Source organism: Labrys sp. KB_33_2, from assembly GCF_052114505.1.
Lineage (GTDB): Bacteria > Pseudomonadota > Alphaproteobacteria > Rhizobiales > Labraceae > Labrys.
This window is the reverse complement of sequence record NZ_JBFREW010000001.1, coordinates 457195-476448: the sequence shown is the minus strand read 5'-3', so window position 1 is coordinate 476448 and position 19254 is coordinate 457195. Positions and strand designations below refer to the sequence as shown.

The following is a 19254-nucleotide window of genomic DNA, read 5'->3' as shown; positions in this document are numbered from 1 at the left end:
CAGGCATCATGCGCGTCAGTATAGAACCGGCAGGAGCCCCCACCCGAGAACGGCGCACGCCTCAATCGCCTGTTTGCGGGAGAATATGACAATCAGTGACGGATCAAGGGCATCGCCGCGGTCGATATAGTCTTTTCGTGTCTTCCTGCCTGCCGGTCTACCGGCAATGCTGATGTCATGTCGAACCCTGCGACGGGAGAAGATACCGTGACCCTGAACCCTGCTGCATGCGGATGGAACCGGCGGCGCCGGCGAACGTGACATTAACGCACCAATTGGTTACTTAATTCAGGAAACCCTGGCAGCTTTGTTTGCACCGATTCCAAAAACGTGAAAAAAGCACGGGCACTCCAAGCTATTTCAAAACCACCGGAGACTTCTCGATGACCGACAGTGCCGATCTCGGCCCCCGCGAGGCGATGGAATATGATGTCGTCGTGGTCGGCGCCGGACCTGCCGGCCTGGCGGCCGCGATCCATTTCAAGCAGCTCAACCCCGAGACCAGCGTGGTGGTGGTGGAGAAGGGCTCGGAGGTCGGCGCCCATATCCTCTCCGGCGCGGTGATCGATCCCATCGGTCTCGACAAGCTGCTGCCCGAATGGCGCGAGGCGGAGGACCGCCCGCTGGTGACGGAGGTCACCGAGGACCAGTTCTACTATCTCGGCCCATCCGGCGCCCTGCGCCTGCCCAATTTCGGCATGCCCAAGCTGATGTCGAACCATGGCAATTTCGTCGGCTCGCTCGGCAATGTCTGCCGCTGGCTGGCTGTTCAGGCCGAAGCGCTGGGTGTCGAGATCTACCCGGGCTTTGCCGCCGCCGAAGTGCTCTATGACGACAAGGGTGCGGTGATGGGCGTCGCCACCGGCGACATGGGCATCGGCCGCGACGGCCAGCCCAAATCCGGCTTCACCCGCGGCATGGAACTGCACGGCAAATACACCCTCTTCGCCGAGGGCGCCCGCGGTAGCCTGACCAAGACGCTGATCGCCAAGTTCAATCTGGCCGACGGCCGCGAACCCCAGAAATACGGCATCGGCATCAAGGAACTCTGGCAGATCGATCCGGCCAAGCATGTCCCCGGCCGGGTGCAGCATTCCTTTGGCTGGCCACTGGATTCGAAGACGGGCGGCGGCTCCTTCCTCTACCATCTGGAGAACAACCAGGTGGTGGTGGGTTTCGTCATCCACCTCAACTACACCAACCCCTATCTCTCGCCCTTCGACGAGTTCCAGCGCTTCAAGCACCATCCGCTGATCGCACCGACCTTCGAGGGCGGCAAGCGCATCGCCTATGGCGCACGCGCCATCACTGAGGGCGGCTACCAGTCGGTGCCCAAGCTCTCCTTCCCCGGCGGCGCCCTGATCGGCTGCGCGGCCGGCTTCGTCAACGTGCCGCGCATCAAGGGCAGCCACAATGCCGTGCTGTCGGGCATGCAGGCGGCCGAGCATATTTCCAAGGCGCTGGCCGAGGGCCGCTCGCATGACGAGCCTGCCTCCTATGAGGCGGCCTGGCGTTCCAGCGAGATCGGCCGCGACCTCTACAAGGTGCGCAACGTCAAGCCGCTGTGGTCCAAGCTCGGCACCATCGCCGGCGTGGTGCTTGGCGGCATCGACATGCACCTCAACGAAAAGCTCGGCTTCTCCCTGTTCGGCACGCTCAAGCATGGCAAGCCCGACTACGCCACGCTGAAGCCGATCGCCGAAAGCAAGCCGATCAACTATCCCAAGCCCGATGGCAAGCTGTCCTTCGACAAGCTTTCCTCTGTCTTCCTGTCCTCGACCAATCACGAGGAAGACCAGCCTGTTCATCTCACATTGAAGGATCCCAAGGTTCCGATCGAAAAGAACCTGCCCCTCTATGGCGAACCGGCCCGGCTCTATTGCCCGGCCGGCGTCTACGAGGTTGTCTATGGCGACGAGGCAGCCAAGAAGGATCCGCGTTTCGTGATCAACGCGCAGAACTGCGTGCACTGCAAGACCTGCGACATCAAGGATCCCGCCCAGAACATCAACTGGGTGACGCCGGAAGGCGGCGGCGGCCCGAACTATCCGAACATGTAAGCGGATCTCGGAGCTGTCTTTATGAAAACCTTCCTTTATGCCGGCCTCGGGATCGTTCTCCTGGGTGTCGGCCTCTATCTGCAGTTCGGCACGGTTGGGGTTTCCCCGGCCGACCGGTTGCGCTGCGAGCAGGCCATCGAGAAGATCTATGGCGACAGCGACGAAGCCAAATACACGCTCCTGCCCAAATGCGGCGAGCCGGGCATGGTCGCCATGATGGATGCGAGGGCCGGGGGGGCCGGCGCCGAACAGGCTGCTCAGGCGATCGCGACCGCCAATCGCAGCGATCTTATCGGCATACTGCTCAATTGCGCTCTGATCGGCGCCGGTATCGGCGCCTTGGGCGCGGCCGCCGCTGCCTCCCGACAGTCGAAAAAGCGGGCCGCATAACGGAGCGAAAATGGGGGGCGGGTCTTCATGCCCGGCTTCCTATGAAGCGGCAGCGCAGGCGGGTCCGAAGACCCGCCCCCAAGAGCAAAGCGCGTTCACGACTGAACGCTTTTTCGCTCTAACTCATTGTTTCGACGCGTCTTTGCGGTTCTTGGTGACTCCGTCGAATCGCAAAACGCTTTAGAGCAACGCCTCAAGCGTAGATGGCCTTGATGGCGGCCTTCTCCAGCAGATCGCGGGTGCGGGGCGTATCTTCGGTGACGAGCGTGTCGATCGACGATAGCGCAGCGAAATGGTGTGCCGCCGCGGTGCCGATTTTATCCGGGGTCGCCACTGCGACGATCTCGGCAGCCGCCTTCATCATGGCGGCCTTGATCGCGGCCTCGTCATAGCCGGCGGTGGTCAGCCCGAACTCCTCATGAATGCCGTGCACGCCGATGAAGCACAGATCGGCATTGATGGCGTGAAGCTGATCGAGCACGCGCGCGCCCAGGACCATCTGGCTGCGCTTGTCGAAGACGCCGCCGAGCAGGATGACCTCAAGATGCGGATGCTCGGTGGTTGATGTCGCCACCAGCGGACTGTTGGTGACGATGGTGGCCCTGAGATCGCGCGGCAATTGCCTCGCCACTTCGAGATTGGTGGTACCGCCGTCGATGACGACCACCTGATCCGGCAGCACGAGCTGCGCCGCCGCCCTGGCCAGGCGCGTCTTCAAGGCGGCCGCGATCTTGTAGCGCCCCTGGAAGGGCAATCCTCCCGGCGAGACCGGCAGGGCAGCACCGTGGACACGCTTGATCAGGCCTTCCGCCGCCATGTCCCGGAAGTCGCGCCGGATGGTGTCCTCGGAAACCTCGAAATGCGCCGAGACCTCCTGCGTCGACAGCCTGCCCTTGGCCTCCAGCTTCGACAGGACGAAGGCGCGCCTCTCGTCAGGCGTTGATTCGATGGGCAAGGCGATTCCTCAATTGCACGTTTGTGACGATATCGCTAGATACATGCATTCCTATCACAACAGCTATCGCCGGATCCAGCATGAAAGAGCTTCTCCTGAAGGGGAACGTTATCCTCGAAGATGCCATTCTCGAAGACGCCGTGATCCACTGCGTAGACGGCCGGATAGAAGCGATCGAGCCGCCTGCTTCCAAGCATGAAGGCAAGGAATGTCTGGATTTCAGCGGCCGCTACCTGTCGCCGGGTTTCGTCGACATTCACGTGCATGGCGGCGCCGGCGCCGACTATATGGACGGCACGGTGGAAGCCGTGCGGCGAACGAATATCGCCCATGCCAGGCACGGCACCACCTCGATCTTCCCGACCACCACGACGGGGTCCTTCGCCCAGCTCGATGCGATGGTGAAAGCGTGCGAAAACGTGCAAGCCTCCTGGACACCTTCGGATGGCGCCCGCATCGCCGGCATCCATTTCTACGGTCCCTATTTTGCGGAAGACAAGGTCGGCATCCACGCGCCCGAGGGCCGGCGTGATCCAGTGCGGGAGGAATATGAATATTTCCTCGGCCGGGAGATCATCAAGATCGCCACCTGCGCCTCCGAGCTGCCCGGCGCCCTCGATTTCTTCGACCATGCCCGCGAACGGGGCTGCTTCATCACCTGCGGCCATTCCAACGCCCGCTGGGATGAACTCGAGGCGGCCTTCGCGCATGGCATGCGCCATGTCGACCATTTCTGGTGCGCCATGAGCTCGGTCGCCTCCCTGCGCAAGCGTTTCGGCACGCCGATGCAGGCGGGCATGGAGCAATATGTCCTCGCCAACCCAGAGATGAGCACCGAGGTGATCGCCGACGGCATCCACCTCTCCGACGACTTGCTGCGCTTCGCCTTCCGCCTGATCGGGCCGCTGCGCTGCTGCCTCGTCACCGATGCCAACCGCGCCATGGACATGCCGCCGGGCAAATATCGCTTCGGCTCTAGCGAGGATGGCAGCTGGGTCTGGAGCGACGGCCATTCCGTCCGAGGCGAGGACGGCAGCCTGGCAAGCTCGATGCATGGCATGGACCGCATGGTGAAGACCATGGCGCACGCCGTTGGCAAGGACCTCCCCGCTGTCATCCGCATGGCCTCGCTGACGCCGGCCGAGCTTGCGGGCATCGCCGGCCAAGTCGGCAGCCTCGCGCCAGGCAAGTGCGCGGACATCGTGGTTCTGAGCGCGGAGCTGGAGGTCGAGCGGGTGTTCATCGGCGGCGAGCCCCTGCCTGCCGCATATGCGAGGCCCGATCAGGCGGCCTGAACCCGGACCACCTGCTCACGCTGCGCGCAACAGCGGGCAGCGTGAGCGATCAGGGCGAGGATGATGCCGACGACGGCTGGCTCCGCGTGCTCGTAAAGACGAAATCCTCGGGAGGCAGCGAGCCGTAGACGAAGGGTTCCTGCCGATTGTCGGTTCGCGACATCACATCGCTGGTCACGAAGCGAAACAGCTTGTTGATCTCCAGCCCTGGTTCCACCACCCGTCTGGCAAAGGCCTCGGCGAAGGCGCTGTGCTGGCTATCGCCATCCTCGGCCACCGTGCCCTCCTTGGCCGAATAGACCACCAGCGTCGCCCCCGAGGGCTCGACCCGTGAGAGACCGCGCCCGACCGAACGGGTGGGCGTGGTCATCGTCATCTGTGCGGCGAAGGGATTGTTGCGGCAGGCATCCAGCACCACCAGCTTCAGGCGCCGCGCGCCGCTCAGCGCCGACAGCACACGCTGGAGGCTGACGGTCTCGTCGGGGATATCGCGATCGGACTGCAGGCGGGCATCGACGGGTATGAGATAGTTCTGCCCCGTCAGCTCCATGCCATGGCCGGCATAATAGAGGATGGCCCAGTCGGCCGCGTCGGCCTTGGCGGAAAAGGACCGGAGGGCGTCGACCATGCCGGCGCGCCCGAGATCGTAGGCGACCGTGACGTCCTGCACGCCGGCCGTCCGCAGAGCCCCGGCGATGAGATCGGCGTCTCGCCTGGGATTGGGCAGTTGCGACACCCCCGCATAGCGCGAATTGCCGATGACGAGCGCGACCCGCCGCGAGCCTTCCGCAGCAGCCTTCTGCGTGGGTACAGGCTCATTCTTCTTGCTGGCCCCGGCCTGCTGCACCGCCTTCGAGGCACGAAAGAGCGTCACATAGCGCTGGACATTGGGCAGGTTCGGATTGATCGAGAAGGCCATCTCCATGTCGGACAGGCCAGCTTCTCTCTCCTCGAGGCGCCAATGCGCCAGCCCGCGATTGAGGTAGGCCTCGGCATAGTCGCGCCGTGCCGCGATGGCCGTATCGCAATCCGTCAGTGCCTCCCGCAGCGCTCCCTTCGCCAGATAGAGCGCGCAACGGCCCGAATGGAATTCCGCCATGCCCGAATTCAGGGCGATCGCCTTGCTGACATCGGCAATGGCTTCGTCGATCTTCCCTTTGGCGTAATGCAGGTTCGCCCGGTTGTTATAGGCATTGAAATTGCCGCCATCAGCCGCGATCGCCTTGTCGAAATCGGCCATGGCGAGGTCGTAGCGCTTGAGATTGACGTAGGAATTGCCGCGATTGTTGTAGATCAGCGAGACACCCTGCTTCAGCGCGATCGCCTTGGTATAGTCGGCGACGGCCTTGTCGTGGCGGCCGAGCCGCTGCTGCAGATTGCCACGATTGGCAAAAGCAGGCCCCATGCCCGGATCGAGATCGACTGCGCGCGAATAATCGGCGACGGCGTTTTCGACATCGTCCTGCTCCGAGCGGGAATTGGCGCGGTAGAAATAGACTTCCGCCGATCCCGGCTTGATGGCGATGGCCTTGTCGTAATCGTCGATCGCCGAATTATGGTCGCCGAGCTCGGCATAGCTCAAGCCACGAAAGACATAAGCGAGGTAGCTCTTGCCGTTATGCCGGATCGAGGCGCCGAGATCGTTGATCGCCAGACCATATTGCTTCTGCCGGTAATAAGCGCGCCCACGCTGCAGATAGGCGGTAGCCTGGCTGCCGGGCGTCACCGCGATGCGATTGATGGCGGTGGTGCAGGCAGGAATGGCAACAGCCGGATCATCCGAGGCGCAGCCGCCTTTGGGAGCTGCGAACGCCGGCGCGGCCAACCATAGGGGCATAGCAGCAACCAAGATCATCAGGCGAAATGCGTTCATGATCCCGCTCCCCGGCGCCCGTCTCGATTCTACTAGAGTAAAAGTGCGATTTCTCCGAACCGCACTTTTACTCTAACTCTTTGTTTCCAAGCCAATCCAACGGATCGGCTAGAGCGTCTTTGCGATTCCAGGTGACTCGGTCAAATCGCAAAACGCATTAGCGGCACGACGACGACATAGTCGCTCGCCTCCCCCTTGTCTGTATCGCGCCGAACATGACCGTCAACCAAACGCAGGTCGATACCTTTGTTCACCTGAAGCTGTCTCCTCGTATCCGGCATCGAGGCAGGCGCGTTTGCGAACTGCCGGCTCCTTCATCATCGCAGGCGGCTGCTCCCTAGCCGCACCGCGCATCCGATGGCGAGCCCGATCAGGAGCAGTGTGAATCCGACCACGGCCGGCCATCCTCCTACACTCCAGAACCAGCCACCGGTCGAGCCCACGATGCTGGCGCCGAGATAATAGGCGAGCATGTAGAGCGAGGCGGCATGGCCCTTGCTGTCACCGCCCAGCCGGCCGACCCAGCCGCTCGCTACCGCATGGCAGGCAAACTGGCCCGCCGTCAGCACCGCGATGCCGGCAATGATGCCGGTGAGGGTCGAGGAGAGCGTGAGGCCGATGCCAACAGCCATGGTCACGAGGCTGGCGATCAGCACCGGTGCCCGCCCCAGCCGGTCGGCCGCCATGCCGCCGAGCGAGGAAGAGATGGTACCGAACAGATAGACGGTGAAGATCAGGCTGGTCTGCGTCGGGCTGAGATCGAAGGGCGGTGCCATCAGCCGGAACCCGGCGTAATTGTAGACGGTCACGAAGCTGCCGAAACCACAAAAGGCGATGGCGAACAGCAGGGGCTTCGCCAGCACGGCGCCGGGTCTTTCCCGGCCGAAATGCGAAAGCCATGCCCTGAGGTGATAGCGAAGATCGAAGCCCTTGCGCGGTGTGAAATGCCGCGAGGGCGGCAGGAGCAGCACGAAACCGAGCGCCAGGACGAGGCCGCCGATGCCGACGATCGCCAGAGCGAAGCGCCAGGTCAGGAATTCGGCGAGGATGCCGGTCAGTACCCGGCCCGACATGCCGCCGAGTGCAGTGCCGGCGATGTAGAGCCCCATGGCGAAGCCGAGGCCATCAGGCTCGATCTCCTCGGCCAGATAGGCGATGGCGATGGCCGGCACCCCGCCAATGGCCAGCCCCTCGACCGCGCGCAAGGCGAGGATGGCGTGCCATCCCGACGTGACCGCCACGGCAAGATTGAGCAGGCTGGCGAGACCGATGGATGCGAACATCAACTCGCGTCGACCGAAGCGCTCGGACACCGCCGCAGCAGCGAAGATGGCAAAGGCGAGAGCGCCGGTGGTCAGCGATAGGGCGAGTGAACTCTGGGCTGCACCGACATGGAATTCCTCGGCCAGCAGCGGCAACAGCGGCTGTACGCAATAGATCAGCGAAAACGTGCCAAAACCGGCGAGAAACAAAGCGAGGCTGATCTTGCGGTAGGTGGCCGAACCACGTGCGACATGGGGCACGGGCGAGGAACAAGCGGCGGGAACTGACATGCCCAAGGCGTCGTCCCGTAAGGTGAGCTTGTCAAGCGCCGATCCCGGACCAACCCAAGAGGGACGGGCGATACCCCTGCACAAAGCCGCTATCTGGAGTTGTCATGCCTGGCGCCGAGGGCTGAAAGCTCGTCGGGCCCACATGCAAAATCGCGGTTTTCGAGCCCCAGACGGGTTGTTCCCTCGCCTCAAAGCAGCCATGGTAGCGGCGAATAATTCGCGACTGCGTCGCCTGTGTCGAGGCGGCCGGCTGATTCGGAGTTTTCTTAGCAGTGCCCCTGTCTTCCCGCACGTCTTTTTCCGCCGCTTTGCTGGCGATCGCCTTCTCGACGACCCTGATGGCGCCGGCATTGGCGGCCAAGGCGGTCGAGCGCCCGTTCCGGCCGACCTCCGCCTCCGGCAGCCTGTTGGCCGGGCGACTGGCCGCCAATGTGCGTGACGACGACAACGCGGCCTCCTTCTATGCCAAGGCGCTGAGCAGCGGCCTGTTCAAGGACGAACAGGCTCGCCAGGAGCTGACCAATCGTACCTTCATTGCGCTGCTGACCTCGGGCGAGATGGACAAGGCCGTCACTTTCGCCCGGCGCGTCGTGGCGATCGACAAAAAGAACCCGATCGCCCATCTCGTACTCGGTATCCGGGCGCTGAAGGGCCGGGACTACACCAAGGCCCGCGACGAACTCGCCTTCACGCTCGACAAGCCTATCCTGCAGCTGGCGACGCCCCTGATCTCGACCTGGACCTATGCGGGTGCCGGCCAGACTAAGAAAGGCGTGGTGGCCGGCGACGACATTTCGTCCAATGACGGCTTTTCCACCTTCAAGAATTTCTCCACCGGCATGATGCTCGACATGGCGGGCATGCGGGATGAGGCGATCGCCCGGCTCAAGGACGCCCATGAGCGCGACGCCAATGCTGTCTCCATCGTCGACGCCTATGCGCGCGCGCTGGTGCGTGCCGGCAAGAAGGACGACGCACTCAAGGTGCTGGACGCCTATTCGGCCAAGGTGCCGCGCCAGCCGATCGTCACGGCGCTGACCACCGACATCAAGGCCGGCAAACGCATCGGCCCGGCCGTGACATCAGCCCAGCAGGGCGCCGCCGATATTCTGGTTTCGGTCGCCGCCGGCATCGCCAAGCAAGGCGGCGCCGACTATGCTGTGGTGTTCTACCGTCTGGCGCTCTATCTGGAGCCCAACAACGCCACTGCCCTGATCGGCCTCGCCGAGCTTTACAGCGATCTCAAGCAGCCCCAGACTGCCGAAACCCTGTTCAAGGCCGTGCCTGCCTCCTCGCCGCTCAAGCGCAACGCTGAGATCGAGCTTGCCACCACGCTGGACGAGCTCGACAAAACGGATGAGGGCGTTGCGCATCTCAGGAAGATCATCTCGGCCAATCCGCAGGATCTCGACGCCATCATCTCGCTCGGCGGCATCTTCAATCAGCGCAAGCGCTGGGAAGAGGCTGCGGTAGCGTTCTCGCAGGCGGTCGACGCAATCGGCAAGCCCACCCGCAATGACTGGCCCACCTTTTACTATCGCGGCATCGCCTATGAGCGCACCAAGCAGTGGCCGAAGGCCGAGGCCGATTTCAAGAAGGCTCTCGAGCTCTTTCCCGACCAGCCATCGGTGCTGAACTATCTCGGCTATTCCTGGATCGATCAGGGTATCCATCTCCAGGAAGGCATGGAGATGATCAAGAAGGCGGTCGATCAGCGTCCCGATGACGGCTACATCGTCGACAGTCTCGGCTGGGCCAATTACAAGCTCGGCCAATATGACGAGGCGGTCGAACAGCTGGAGCGCGCCGTCTCCCTCAAGCCGAGCGACCCCACCATCAACGACCATCTCGGCGATGCCTATTGGAAGATCGGGCGCAAGCTGGAGGCGACCTTCCAGTGGCGCCACGCCCTCGACGCCAAGCCCGAACCTGACGAGAAGGCCAAGATCGAGCAGAAGATGAAGGACGGCATGCGGGACACGGCCTCGGCCGATGCCGGCAAGGCCGGTGACGCGGCCAAGTCCCCTGACGCAGACAAGTCCCCTGACGCACCCAAGCCCGTGGATGCACCCAAGCCTGCGGATGAGGCAAAACCTGCTGATGCTCCGAAGGCACCGGATGCCGCCCAACCCTCGCAGCCCGAAAAGCCAGCCGAGCCCAGCAAGCCGACCGGTGCCGACAAGCCCGTAGAAGCGCCCAAACCGGCGGATGCGCCTAAGCCCGCAGACGAGACGAAACCGGCCGACACCCCCAAGCCGGCCGACGCGCCCAAGCCGATGGAAGCTCCCAAGCCCGACGATACACCTAAGCCTGCTGACGCACCCAAGCCGACGGACGCGCCTAAGCCGGCAGAGCCCGTAAAGCCTGCCGCACCGTCCAACAACAATGGTGGCTGACGTTCCGGCGGCCGGAGAGGCGGGAGCCTCGCCTGTCCGGCTGAACGAGAAAGCCCGCGCCAAGGTCAATCTGACCTTGGCCGTTCTGGGGCGGCGCGCGGACGGCTTTCATGTGCTCGACAGCCTGGTCGCTTTTGCCGATATCGCTGACGAGCTCAGTCTCGAACCGGGCCTCGGCCTTTCCCTGGAAGTCTTTGGTCCCCGCGCGAATGAGGCCGGTACCACCACCGACAATCTCGTGCTCAAGGCCGCCAGGGCCCTCGCCGAGAGGCGTGATGGCCTCACTCTCGGGCATTTCAGACTCGACAAGCGCCTGCCGGCAGCGGCCGGCATCGGTGGCGGCTCGTCCGACGCCGCGGCGGCCCTGCGTCTCATCGCTCGAACCAACGGCCTGCCGCTGACCGACCAGAATATCCTGGCCGCCGCCCGCGCCACGGGCTCGGACGTGCTGGTCTGCCTGGAAGGTATGAGCCGCTGGATGCGTGGTGCGGGGGAAACCCTGTCCGCTCCAGTCCCTCTGCCGTTCCTGCCCGCCGTCCTCGTCAATCCGGGGGTTGCCACGCCGACGGCGGACGTCTTCCGTGCCCTTGCCCGCCCTGCAGGCTCGGTCGCTTCTGCGGATCTTTCCCTGGCCGCAGCCATAGAGGGCGAGCGCGACCCGATGGCATTGATCGACAATCTCGGCCAGGGGCGCAACGACCTCGAGCCGCCAGCCCTTGCCCTCCGCCCAACCATCGGCGAGGCGCTCGCCGCCCTGCGTGACCAGCCTGCCTGCCGCCTCGCCCGCATGTCGGGCTCGGGCGCTACCGTGTTCGGTCTGTTCCAGACGGCCGAGGCCGCAACGGCGGCAAGACAGGCGATCGCAGAGCATCGGCCGGGTTGGTGGGTGGTGGACACGGTCATCGGCTGACGCTTCGACATTGCATCACGGCGCCCGATCGGGCAAAGGTCCGGCCAATGAGTTTCAGCACTTCGAGCAGGCGGTGACGATGAACATTCTTCTGATCGGATCGGGCGGGCGCGAACATGCCCTGGCCTGGGCTGTTTCGGCGAGCCCGCTTTGCGAGAGGCTCTATGCCGCGCCCGGCAATCCCGGCATGGAGGAATGTGCGATCTGCGCCGCCGTCGACGCGACCGACCATCAGGCCGTCATCGCCTTCTGCCGCGAGAACGAGATCGACTTCGTGGTCGTGGGTCCGGAGGCTCCGCTGGTTGCCGGCCTGGTCGACGATCTCGCTGCTGCCGGCATCAAGGCCTTCGGCCCTTCCAAGGCCGCCGCCCAGCTCGAGGGCTCCAAGGGCTACACCAAGGACCTCTGCCAGGAATTCTCCATCCCGACCGCTGCCTACCGCCGCATCACCGACGCTGCCGCCGCGCGCGCCTATGTCCGCGAACAGGGTGCACCGATCGTGATCAAGGCCGATGGCCTGGCCGCCGGCAAAGGTGTGGTGGTGGCGATGACCCTGGAAGAGGCTCTCGCCGCCGTCGATGCCATCTTCGCTGGCAGCGTCGGAGAAGCCGGCCACGAGGTAGTGGTCGAGCAGTTCCTCGACGGGGAGGAGGCGAGCTTCTTCGCCCTGTGCGACGGTACCACCGCCATTCCCCTCATCTCCGCGCAGGACCACAAGCGCGCCTTCGATGGGGACAAAGGCCCAAATACCGGCGGTATGGGTGCCTACTCCCCTGCCCCCATCATGACGCCCGAGATGGAAGAGCGCGTGATGGAGACCATCATTCGCCCCACGGTCCAGGCCATGGCCGCCCGTGGCACGCCCTTCAAGGGCGTGCTCTTCGCCGGCCTGATGATTACCAAGGACGGGCCTGAGCTGATCGAATACAATGTCCGCTTCGGCGATCCGGAAACGCAGGTGTTGATGCCGCGGCTGCGCTCGGATCTCTTGCCGGCCCTGATCGCTTCGGCCGACGGCGTGCTCTCCACCATCTCGCTGCGCTGGAAGACCGATGCGGCGCTGTGCGTTGTGATGGCGACCAAGGGCTATCCCGGCAGCTTCCTCCGTGGTTCGGAAATCCGGGGCCTCGCCAAGGCGGCCTCGCTCGACGAGGTGTTGGTCTTCCATGCCGGCACCAAGCGCTCGGGCGATCACATCCTGGCCAATGGCGGGCGCGTGCTCGGCATCACTGCCAGCGGCAAGAGCGTGGCAGAGGCGCAGAAGCGCGCCTATGAGGCCGTCGATCTCGTCGACTGGCCCGAAGGTTTCAGCCGCCGCGATATCGGCTGGCGCGCCATAGGCAAGGCCTGACATGACGACCACGGTCAAGAGTTCCGCCAAGACCGTGACCAAGACCGTGGCATTGGCCCTGGGTGGTGGCGGAGCACGCGGCCTCGCCCATATCCCCATGCTGGAGGTCTTCGACGAACTCGGCATCCGGCCGGTCGCCATGGCCGGCACCTCGATGGGAGCGATCTACGCCGCCGCCTATGCCGCCGGCCTCTCGGCCGCCGAACTCCATGCCTATACGCTCGCCACGCTCGCCGACCGGCGCGGCACCCGCAGCAAGCTGATGGCGGCCCGCACCGGGCGGCTGGCCGATCTGTTCTCCGGCCTCGGCAATCCGGTGATGATCGATGCCGAAGCCTTCTGCGAAGCCTTTCTCCCTGAAGCCGTCCCCCAGACCTTCTCCGAGCTTGCCGTCCCGCTCACCATCGTGGCCACCGACTATTACGGTCGTCGCGAAAGGGCGTTCACCTCGGGCCCGTTGCGCCAAGCCGTCGCCGCCTCCATGGCGATCCCTGGCGCAATCCGGCCGGTGCGCATCGACGGCCAGGTGCTGATCGACGGCGCCACCGTCAATCCGCTGCCGCTCGACCATCTCGCCGGCAAGGCCGATATCCTCGTGGGCATCGATGTCTCCGGCGCGGCCACCATCGCCATGGAGACCGATATGCCCGGCACCTTGGAGGCGATGTTCGGCGCCCTGCAGATCATGCAGGCGGCGATCGTCGACGCCAAGGCCGCCCATTATCGTCCCGACATCCTGATCCGGCCCAATGTCGGCAGCATCCGCGCCCTCGATTTCGCCCGTTCCAGCGTGGTCTTTCGCCTGGCGCGGCCAGCCAAGGATGAATTGAAGAGACGCCTCGGCGAACTTATGGAAAGCCCATAAGGCGTAAACCGGGCCGGCGGCCCAGCGAGCGCACAAGCCTGCGCGGCCCCTTGTCTCTTCCCAGCCCGGCTTCGAGGGCTTATGTGAGGGACACCGACATCCTGCCGCCCCTGACTTCATTCGACCGAAAGGCCCTGTCTTGGCTTCCTCGCCCCGTCTCATCCATGGCTTTCGCGAGATTGCCAGCGCCTATGACCTGATCTTCTGCGACATCTGGGGCGTCATCCACAATGGCCACAGGGTGTTCGACGGCGTTGCCGATGCGCTCATCGCCTATCGCCGGCAGGGCGGCACCGTGGTGCTGGTCTCCAATGCGCCGCGGCCGGCCCAGTCGGTGATGCCGCAGCTCGACCGGCTCGGCCTGCCTCGCGAATGCTGGGATGCCATCGTCACCTCGGGCGACGTGACACGGGCGCAGATCGCCGCCGTGGCAGCCAAAAAGGTCTTCCATCTCGGCCCGGATCGCGACAGGCCGCTTTATGAGGGCCTCGGCATTCGTTTCGCCGACACGGCCGAGGCAGCCGAAGTGGTTGTGTGCACCGGCCTGTTCGACGACACCACGGAGACGCCGGAGACCTACAGGGACATGCTGGCTGGCTTCAAGGCACGTGATGTGCCGATGATCTGCGCCAATCCTGACCTCATCGTCGATCGCGGCGGCACCATCATCTATTGCGCCGGGGCGCTAGCAGAAGCCTATCGCGCCGTCGGCGGCGAGGTGGCCATTTGCGGCAAGCCCTACAAGCCCATCTATGACGCCGCCTTCGAGGCCGCCGCCTCGCTCCGCGGCAAACCGACACCCTCCGAGCGCACTTTGGCCATCGGCGATTCGGTCCGGACCGACCTCGCCGGCGCAGCCGCCATCGGTTGCGGCGCGCTGTTCATCTCCGGCGGTATCCATGCGCTCGAAGCCGGTCACGAAGGCGATGGCGTCGACCCCGAGGCGCTTGCCGCCTTCCTCGCCGACAAGGGCGTCATTCCCGACGCGGTCATGCCGCGGCTGATCTGGTAGACATCATGGCCTTCGAGCAGTTTCTCGATCCCGTCACCTTACCCTCGCGTCTCACCGGCGCCGCCATCGCGATCGGCAATTTCGATGGCGTGCATCGCGGCCACCTGGCGGTAATCGAGGCAGTCGAGGCTCTCGCCAGAGGTTCGCAGCCGGGACCCCATCATCGGCCGCGCCCCGCCATCGCCCTCAGTTTCGAGCCGCATCCGCGCAGCCTGTTCCGGCCGGACGAACCCTTGTTCCGGCTGACCCCGCCCGCCTTGAAGGCCCGCCTCCTGGAGAATGCCGGCCTTGACGCCCTGGTCACCCTCACCTTCGACCGGGCGCTTGCCGGCATGACGGCGGAGGAATTCCTGGAAGAACTGGTGGTGCGGCGGCTCGGCGCCCATGCCGTCGCCGTGGGTTACGACTTTCATTTCGGCAAGGACCGACGCGGCACCCCTGAATTCCTGGTGCAGCATGGCCGCGCCCTCGGCCTCGACATCGCCATCGTGGCGCCGACGCGCGAGAGCGGCGAGGCGGTGTCCTCCTCGGCCATTCGCCGTGCCCTGGCGGCGGGCGACATCCCGCGCGCCAATCGCCTGCTCGGCCATGAATGGTCGGTGCTATCAACCGTTGTCCACGGCGAGAAACGAGGCCGCGAGCTCGGCTTTCCCACGGCAAACATGGCGCTCGATCCGCAATGCGGCCTGGCTCTCGGCATCTACGCCGTGCGTGCGATGATCGATGGCGTCGTGCATGCCGGTGTCGCCAGCTTCGGCCGACGCCCGACCTTCGATAATGGCCCGCCCCTGCTGGAAACCTTCGTGTTCGATTATTCCGGCGATCTCTATGGCAAGGAAATCGAGATCGCCTTTGTCGGCTATATCCGCGGCGAGCTGAAATTCGATTCGATCGAGGCGCTGGTCGAGCGCATGAACGAGGATAGCCGCATCGCCCGGCAGATGACGGCACCGGACGCACCATGAAACTCGGATTCATCGGTACGGGCGCGCTGGCATCGGCGATCGTGACCGGCCTCAAATCCGTCGCCGACAATGACGTGTCGGTTCTCCTGTCGCCCCGCAACGAGGCTATTGCCGCCGACCTGGCGTCGCGCTTTGCAGATGTTCGGATCGCAGCCGACAATCAGGCCGTCCTCGACGCCTGCGACACCATCATGCTCGCCGTCCGGCCCCAGATCGCACATGACGTGCTGCCGAGCCTGCGGTTCCATCCGGACCATCGCATCATCAGCCTGATCGCCACCTTGTCCCGCGAGGAGATCACTTCGCTGGTCTCTCCCGCCACGCATGTCACCAAGGCGCTGCCGATGCCGATGGTCGCCCAGCGACAGGGCCCTACGATCATCTATCCGCCCGATCCCGACGTCGTGGCCTTCTTCGCCCGGCTGGGCAAGACGATCGCGGTGGCGGATGTCGGCGAGTTCGATGCGTTGAGCGTCGCCACCGCCACCTTCGCCACCTATTTCAAATATCTCGATACGCTTCACGGCTGGCTGCAGGGCCATGGCGTTGCCGATCCGACGGCCCGCGACTATGTCGCTGCCCTCTTCAAGGCCCTGGCTCACGCTCCGGAAGCCGCGCCCGATGCTGATTTCATGCATCTGGCGCAGGAATATGCCACACGCGGCGGCATCAACGAGCAGGTCCTGCGCGAACTGACCGATCGCAAGCTCTTCGAGACTTTCGCCGAGAGCCTCGACGGCGTGCATCGGCGCATTACCGCGCCCTGAGCGTTCCCTCGGACGAGTTCAATATCGGTCACGCCGCCATATGGCTGTGGCAAGCTTGGTTGATCATGCGCAAAGCCCCCAAGGGGGAAAGGCGGGATATCGACAAATGCTGGAGGATTTCGGCGACGGGATTTGGATTGCGAATGGCCCGACCACCTCGGTGGCCGGCTTTCATTATCCCACCCGCATGGCCGTGATCCGATTATCGGGCGGCGGTCTCTTCGTCTGGTCTCCGATCACCCTTTCGCAAGATCTGCGCGCGCAGGTCGATAAACTGGGCGAGGTGCGTTACCTGGTGCCGCCCAATTCCCTGCACCACCTGTTCCTGGGCGATTGGCAGCGCGCCTATCCGAAGGCCGAAGTCTATGCGCCGTCTGGCCTCAGGGCCAAGCGCAAGGACATCCGATTCGACGGCGATCTCGGCGAGGCCCCCATGCCAGCCTGGGCTGGTGACATCGACCATGTCCTCGTGCCGGGCAATCTGATCACGACCGAGGCGTTGTTTTTCCATCATGCTAGCAGGACCGCCCTATTCACCGATCTCATCCAGCATTTCGACGCCACTTGGTTCGACGGCTGGCGGGCAGTGGTGGCGAAACTCGACCTCATGGTCGCCGCCGAGCCATCGGTGCCCCGGAAGTTCCGTGTGGCCTTCGTGAACCGGCCCGCCGCGCGCGATGCCATCAAGCGCATTCTGGCATGGCCGACCGAGAAGGTGCTGATGGCGCATGGCAAGCCTGTAACCGGGGACGGCCAGGCTTTCCTCGGCAGGGCTTTCACCTGGCTGGTCAAATGATCCGCCGATCAGGCGTCGGGGGTCCGGCGAGCCATGATGGCCGGCGACCGCGCCACGATGACGATACCGGCCAGGGACACCACCAGCCCCGCAACCATGGCCCATGACAGCGGCTCGCCAAACATCAGCCAGGCCCAGATCATCGTCACCGGCGGGCTCAGATAGAGAACCGAGGTGACACGGGTGGGCGACGACTTGCGAAGCGCGATGTAGTAGAGGCTCCAGGCGCCGAAGGTCGCGACGAAAACCAGCCAGAGGATGCCGCCGACAAAGCCGGGATCGAGCCTGGGCAATACGCCGCCCTCATGCCAGGCGAACAACGCAAAGATCGCGGACGCCGACAGGCACTGGATGCACAGGCTCTGATGCACCGGCATGGCGCCGGCCGGGCTGCGCTTCTGCAGCAAGGTCGCCAGGGCCAGCGACAGCGTGCCGAGGACCGGCAGGCCATAGGCCCAGAGCGGCACGTGCCCCATGTCGAGGGACCAGCCCGAAGCGATCAGGACGCCTGCCAGCCCGAGAATGGAACCGAGCCACTGGCGTGCGCTCAGGCCTTGCCCAAGCACCGGCCATGACAACAGCGCCACCGCCAGCGGCAGCATGTCTGCGATCAGGGCGACAAGGCCGGTTGGGACCCCGAAGGCGATCGCCAAGGCGAAACCGGCGAGGTAGCCCGACATGGCCAAAGCGCCGAACAGGATCTGCCGCCAAATGTCTTTCCAGCGCAGCGGCGGCCCGATCGCGAGTGCGAAGGGCAGCAGGACGAGGCCGGAGACCAGGCTTCGCCACAGCAGGATCAGGAAGATCGGAGCATGGTCGATGGCAAACCGCACCCCGACGAATCCGGCGCTCCACGAGACCACCAAGGCGGCCTCGAGCACGAGCAGCGTGGCGACCGCCAAAACCCGGTTCTCCCGGCGACAGGGCGCGGTGACGGCGTCGCTCATCGGTGCGGCCCAGCCTCAGAATTGATCGAGAATCGAGGCGGCGATCCTGCGCGCGGTTTTCAGGCGCCCGTCATGGCCGTCCAGCCCCGCCCGCGCCATCGCGCCTTCGAGCATGAAGGAAAGATGCTCGGCGGTCTTGTCGATCGCCGTGCCTGCGTCCGGCCGCATCTCGCCGAGATAGGCCTTGAACAGCCGCTCGACCTCTTCCTTCTGCGAGGCGACTGACGCGCGGCCGGGATCGCCGACGGGAAGTTCCGCGGCCGCATTCAGGAGCCCGCAGCCTCGGAATCCCCAGGCATAGGCCCCGCTCGCATGGTCCAGATAGGAATCGAAGATCGCGAGCACCCGTTCCTGGGGGGTCGCTGCAGCCTTGAGTCGTTCCTGATAGATCCCCCGCCATTCGGCATGGCGCCCCTGGAGATAGGCGTTCACGAGATCCGCCTTCGAGGAGAAATTGTTGTAGAGGCTCATCTTGGCGACCCCCGCGCGTGCCGTGATGGCATCGATCCCCGTGGCACCGACCCCTTCGCTATAGAAGAGTTCAGCTGCCGCCTTCAGCAGACGCTCCCTGGCTGGCATTCTGTCGGTCATGAGCTCGGCTCCAAAATTATGTAGACCGATCTACCTAATTTTGTCTTCTGTCAAGTTCCTTCTTGACGACGGGACGCCCCCGCGAGTGCCTACTCTTCGGATTTACAGACAGCCTCGATGCGATGACCGTCCGGATCGATCACGAAAGCGGCAAAATAGGTCGGGCCGTAATGAGCACGAAGACCGGGCGCACCATTGTCGAGGCCGCCATGCACGAGGGCCGCCTGGTGAAATTGCGAAACGGCCGGGCGGCTGGAGGCGCCAAAAGCGAGGTGAAAGCCCGCTCCCGGCGAGCGCGCACTCTTGGCACGCAGCTTGATCGTGAATTTGTCGCCACCGCCGGGCATCCCGTAGCCGACCGCCTGATCCGGATCACCCGGCTCTAAGTCCTCCCAGACCCGCATATAACCGAGCGCTCCGAGAACGGCGTCGTAGAATGCCGCGGAACGCTGGATGTCCGCGACGCCGAAGGAGATATGATGCAGCATGTCGGGCTTCCCTGAAGCAAAGTGCGATTTCTCCGAACCA

Annotated in this window: 17 protein-coding genes; 11 read left to right on the top strand and 6 right to left on the bottom strand. The window is 64.4% G+C overall.

Annotated features, from left to right (window positions below):
- Positions 1–383: 383 nt before the first annotated feature.
- Positions 384–2060, top strand: coding sequence for an electron transfer flavoprotein-ubiquinone oxidoreductase (locus AB4037_RS02260; protein WP_434957697.1), 1677 nt, complete (start codon positions 384–386; stop codon positions 2058–2060).
- Between the two features lie 21 nt (positions 2061–2081).
- Positions 2082–2450: a hypothetical protein gene (locus AB4037_RS02255; RefSeq protein WP_434957698.1), complete on the top strand. Its 369-nt coding sequence runs from the start codon at positions 2082–2084 to the stop codon at positions 2448–2450.
- A 193-nt stretch (positions 2451–2643) separates the two neighbouring features.
- Here the strand turns inward: AB4037_RS02255 and AB4037_RS02250 are convergent, their stop codons facing one another.
- Entirely contained in the window at positions 2644–3405 is a 762-nt protein-coding gene (locus tag AB4037_RS02250; RefSeq protein WP_441770389.1) for a DeoR/GlpR family DNA-binding transcription regulator, read from the bottom strand.
- A gap of 80 nt (positions 3406–3485) precedes the next feature.
- Here AB4037_RS02250 and AB4037_RS02245 point away from each other — a divergent pair, with 80 nt between their 5' ends.
- Positions 3486–4700 carry an N-acetylglucosamine-6-phosphate deacetylase gene (locus AB4037_RS02245; protein ID WP_441770388.1) on the top strand — a complete coding sequence of 405 codons (1215 nt, stop codon included), beginning with the start codon at positions 3486–3488 and terminating at the stop codon, positions 4698–4700.
- A gap of 49 nt (positions 4701–4749) precedes the next feature.
- Here AB4037_RS02245 and AB4037_RS02240 read toward each other — a convergent pair whose 3' ends face one another.
- Positions 4750–6573: a tetratricopeptide repeat protein gene (locus tag AB4037_RS02240; protein WP_441770387.1), complete on the bottom strand. Its 1824-nt coding sequence runs from the start codon at positions 6571–6573 to the stop codon at positions 4750–4752.
- A 317-nt stretch (positions 6574–6890) separates the two neighbouring features.
- A complete protein-coding gene (locus AB4037_RS02235) occupies positions 6891–8126 on the bottom strand; it encodes an MFS transporter (protein WP_434957702.1) in 1236 nt (411 codons plus the stop codon).
- Between the two features lie 272 nt (positions 8127–8398).
- On the opposite strand from AB4037_RS02235, the gene AB4037_RS02230 reads away from it, so the two are divergent.
- From AB4037_RS02230 to AB4037_RS02195, 8 genes are all read left to right on the top strand, one after another.
- A complete protein-coding gene (locus AB4037_RS02230) occupies positions 8399–10522 on the top strand; it encodes a tetratricopeptide repeat protein (RefSeq protein WP_441770386.1) in 2124 nt (707 codons plus the stop codon).
- Positions 10512–11432, top strand: a complete 921-nt coding sequence (locus AB4037_RS02225) for a 4-(cytidine 5'-diphospho)-2-C-methyl-D-erythritol kinase (protein WP_441770385.1) — start codon at positions 10512–10514, stop codon at positions 11430–11432. The genes AB4037_RS02230 and AB4037_RS02225 overlap by 11 nt, the downstream gene beginning before the upstream one ends.
- A 79-nt stretch (positions 11433–11511) precedes the next feature.
- Positions 11512–12783 (top strand): phosphoribosylamine--glycine ligase, encoded by a 1272-nt coding sequence (gene purD / locus AB4037_RS02220; protein ID WP_441770384.1) that lies wholly within the window; start codon positions 11512–11514, stop codon positions 12781–12783.
- Between the two features lies 1 nt (position 12784).
- Complete coding sequence (locus tag AB4037_RS02215; RefSeq protein WP_441770383.1) at positions 12785–13648, top strand: patatin-like phospholipase family protein; 864 nt, start codon at positions 12785–12787, stop codon at positions 13646–13648.
- A 139-nt stretch (positions 13649–13787) separates the two neighbouring features.
- A complete protein-coding gene (locus AB4037_RS02210) occupies positions 13788–14660 on the top strand; it encodes a TIGR01459 family HAD-type hydrolase (protein WP_434957707.1) in 873 nt (290 codons plus the stop codon).
- Positions 14661–14665: 5 nt separating this feature from the next.
- Positions 14666–15625, top strand: coding sequence for a bifunctional riboflavin kinase/FAD synthetase (locus tag AB4037_RS02205; RefSeq protein ID WP_441770382.1), 960 nt, complete (start codon positions 14666–14668; stop codon positions 15623–15625).
- Positions 15622–16392 carry a pyrroline-5-carboxylate reductase gene (locus AB4037_RS02200; protein WP_441770381.1) on the top strand — a complete coding sequence of 257 codons (771 nt, stop codon included), beginning with the start codon at positions 15622–15624 and terminating at the stop codon, positions 16390–16392. The genes AB4037_RS02205 and AB4037_RS02200 overlap by 4 nt, the downstream gene beginning before the upstream one ends.
- A 106-nt stretch (positions 16393–16498) precedes the next feature.
- On the top strand, positions 16499–17188 hold the full coding sequence (locus tag AB4037_RS02195) for a DUF4336 domain-containing protein (protein ID WP_441770380.1): 690 nt from the start codon (positions 16499–16501) through the stop codon (positions 17186–17188).
- Positions 17189–17196: 8 nt separating this feature from the next.
- On the opposite strand, the gene AB4037_RS02190 is transcribed toward AB4037_RS02195, so the two are convergent.
- The 3 genes from AB4037_RS02190 to AB4037_RS02180 form a co-directional block, all read right to left on the bottom strand.
- Positions 17197–18135 (bottom strand): DMT family transporter, encoded by a 939-nt coding sequence (locus tag AB4037_RS02190; protein ID WP_441770379.1) that lies wholly within the window; start codon positions 18133–18135, stop codon positions 17197–17199.
- A gap of 15 nt (positions 18136–18150) precedes the next feature.
- Positions 18151–18726: a TetR/AcrR family transcriptional regulator gene (locus AB4037_RS02185; RefSeq protein WP_441770378.1), complete on the bottom strand. Its 576-nt coding sequence runs from the start codon at positions 18724–18726 to the stop codon at positions 18151–18153.
- Between the two features lie 89 nt (positions 18727–18815).
- Positions 18816–19214, bottom strand: a complete 399-nt coding sequence (locus tag AB4037_RS02180) for a VOC family protein (RefSeq protein ID WP_434957713.1) — start codon at positions 19212–19214, stop codon at positions 18816–18818.
- Positions 19215–19254: the final 40 nt, after the last annotated feature.

What these genes read in the sequence shown, in the direction of transcription:
- AB4037_RS02260 (WP_434957697.1), top strand. Translation starts at nt 384, where the DNA reads ATGACCGACAGTGCCGATCTCGGCCCCCGCGAGGCGATGGAATATGAT.
- AB4037_RS02255 (WP_434957698.1), top strand. Translation starts at nt 2,082, where the DNA reads ATGAAAACCTTCCTTTATGCCGGCCTCGGGATCGTTCTCCTGGGTGTC.
- AB4037_RS02245 (WP_441770388.1), top strand. Translation starts at nt 3,486, where the DNA reads ATGAAAGAGCTTCTCCTGAAGGGGAACGTTATCCTCGAAGATGCCATT.
- AB4037_RS02240 (WP_441770387.1), bottom strand. Translation starts at nt 6,573, where the DNA reads ATGAACGCATTTCGCCTGATGATCTTGGTTGCTGCTATGCCCCTATGG.
- AB4037_RS02235 (WP_434957702.1), bottom strand. Translation starts at nt 8,126, where the DNA reads ATGTCAGTTCCCGCCGCTTGTTCCTCGCCCGTGCCCCATGTCGCACGT.
- AB4037_RS02225 (WP_441770385.1), top strand. Translation starts at nt 10,512, where the DNA reads ATGGTGGCTGACGTTCCGGCGGCCGGAGAGGCGGGAGCCTCGCCTGTC.
- purD (WP_441770384.1), top strand. Translation starts at nt 11,512, where the DNA reads ATGAACATTCTTCTGATCGGATCGGGCGGGCGCGAACATGCCCTGGCC.
- AB4037_RS02215 (WP_441770383.1), top strand. Translation starts at nt 12,785, where the DNA reads ATGACGACCACGGTCAAGAGTTCCGCCAAGACCGTGACCAAGACCGTG.
- AB4037_RS02205 (WP_441770382.1), top strand. Translation starts at nt 14,666, where the DNA reads ATGGCCTTCGAGCAGTTTCTCGATCCCGTCACCTTACCCTCGCGTCTC.
- AB4037_RS02200 (WP_441770381.1), top strand. Translation starts at nt 15,622, where the DNA reads ATGAAACTCGGATTCATCGGTACGGGCGCGCTGGCATCGGCGATCGTG.
- AB4037_RS02195 (WP_441770380.1), top strand. Translation starts at nt 16,499, where the DNA reads ATGCTGGAGGATTTCGGCGACGGGATTTGGATTGCGAATGGCCCGACC.
- AB4037_RS02190 (WP_441770379.1), bottom strand. Translation starts at nt 18,135, where the DNA reads ATGAGCGACGCCGTCACCGCGCCCTGTCGCCGGGAGAACCGGGTTTTG.
- AB4037_RS02185 (WP_441770378.1), bottom strand. Translation starts at nt 18,726, where the DNA reads ATGACCGACAGAATGCCAGCCAGGGAGCGTCTGCTGAAGGCGGCAGCT.
- AB4037_RS02180 (WP_434957713.1), bottom strand. Translation starts at nt 19,214, where the DNA reads ATGCTGCATCATATCTCCTTCGGCGTCGCGGACATCCAGCGTTCCGCG.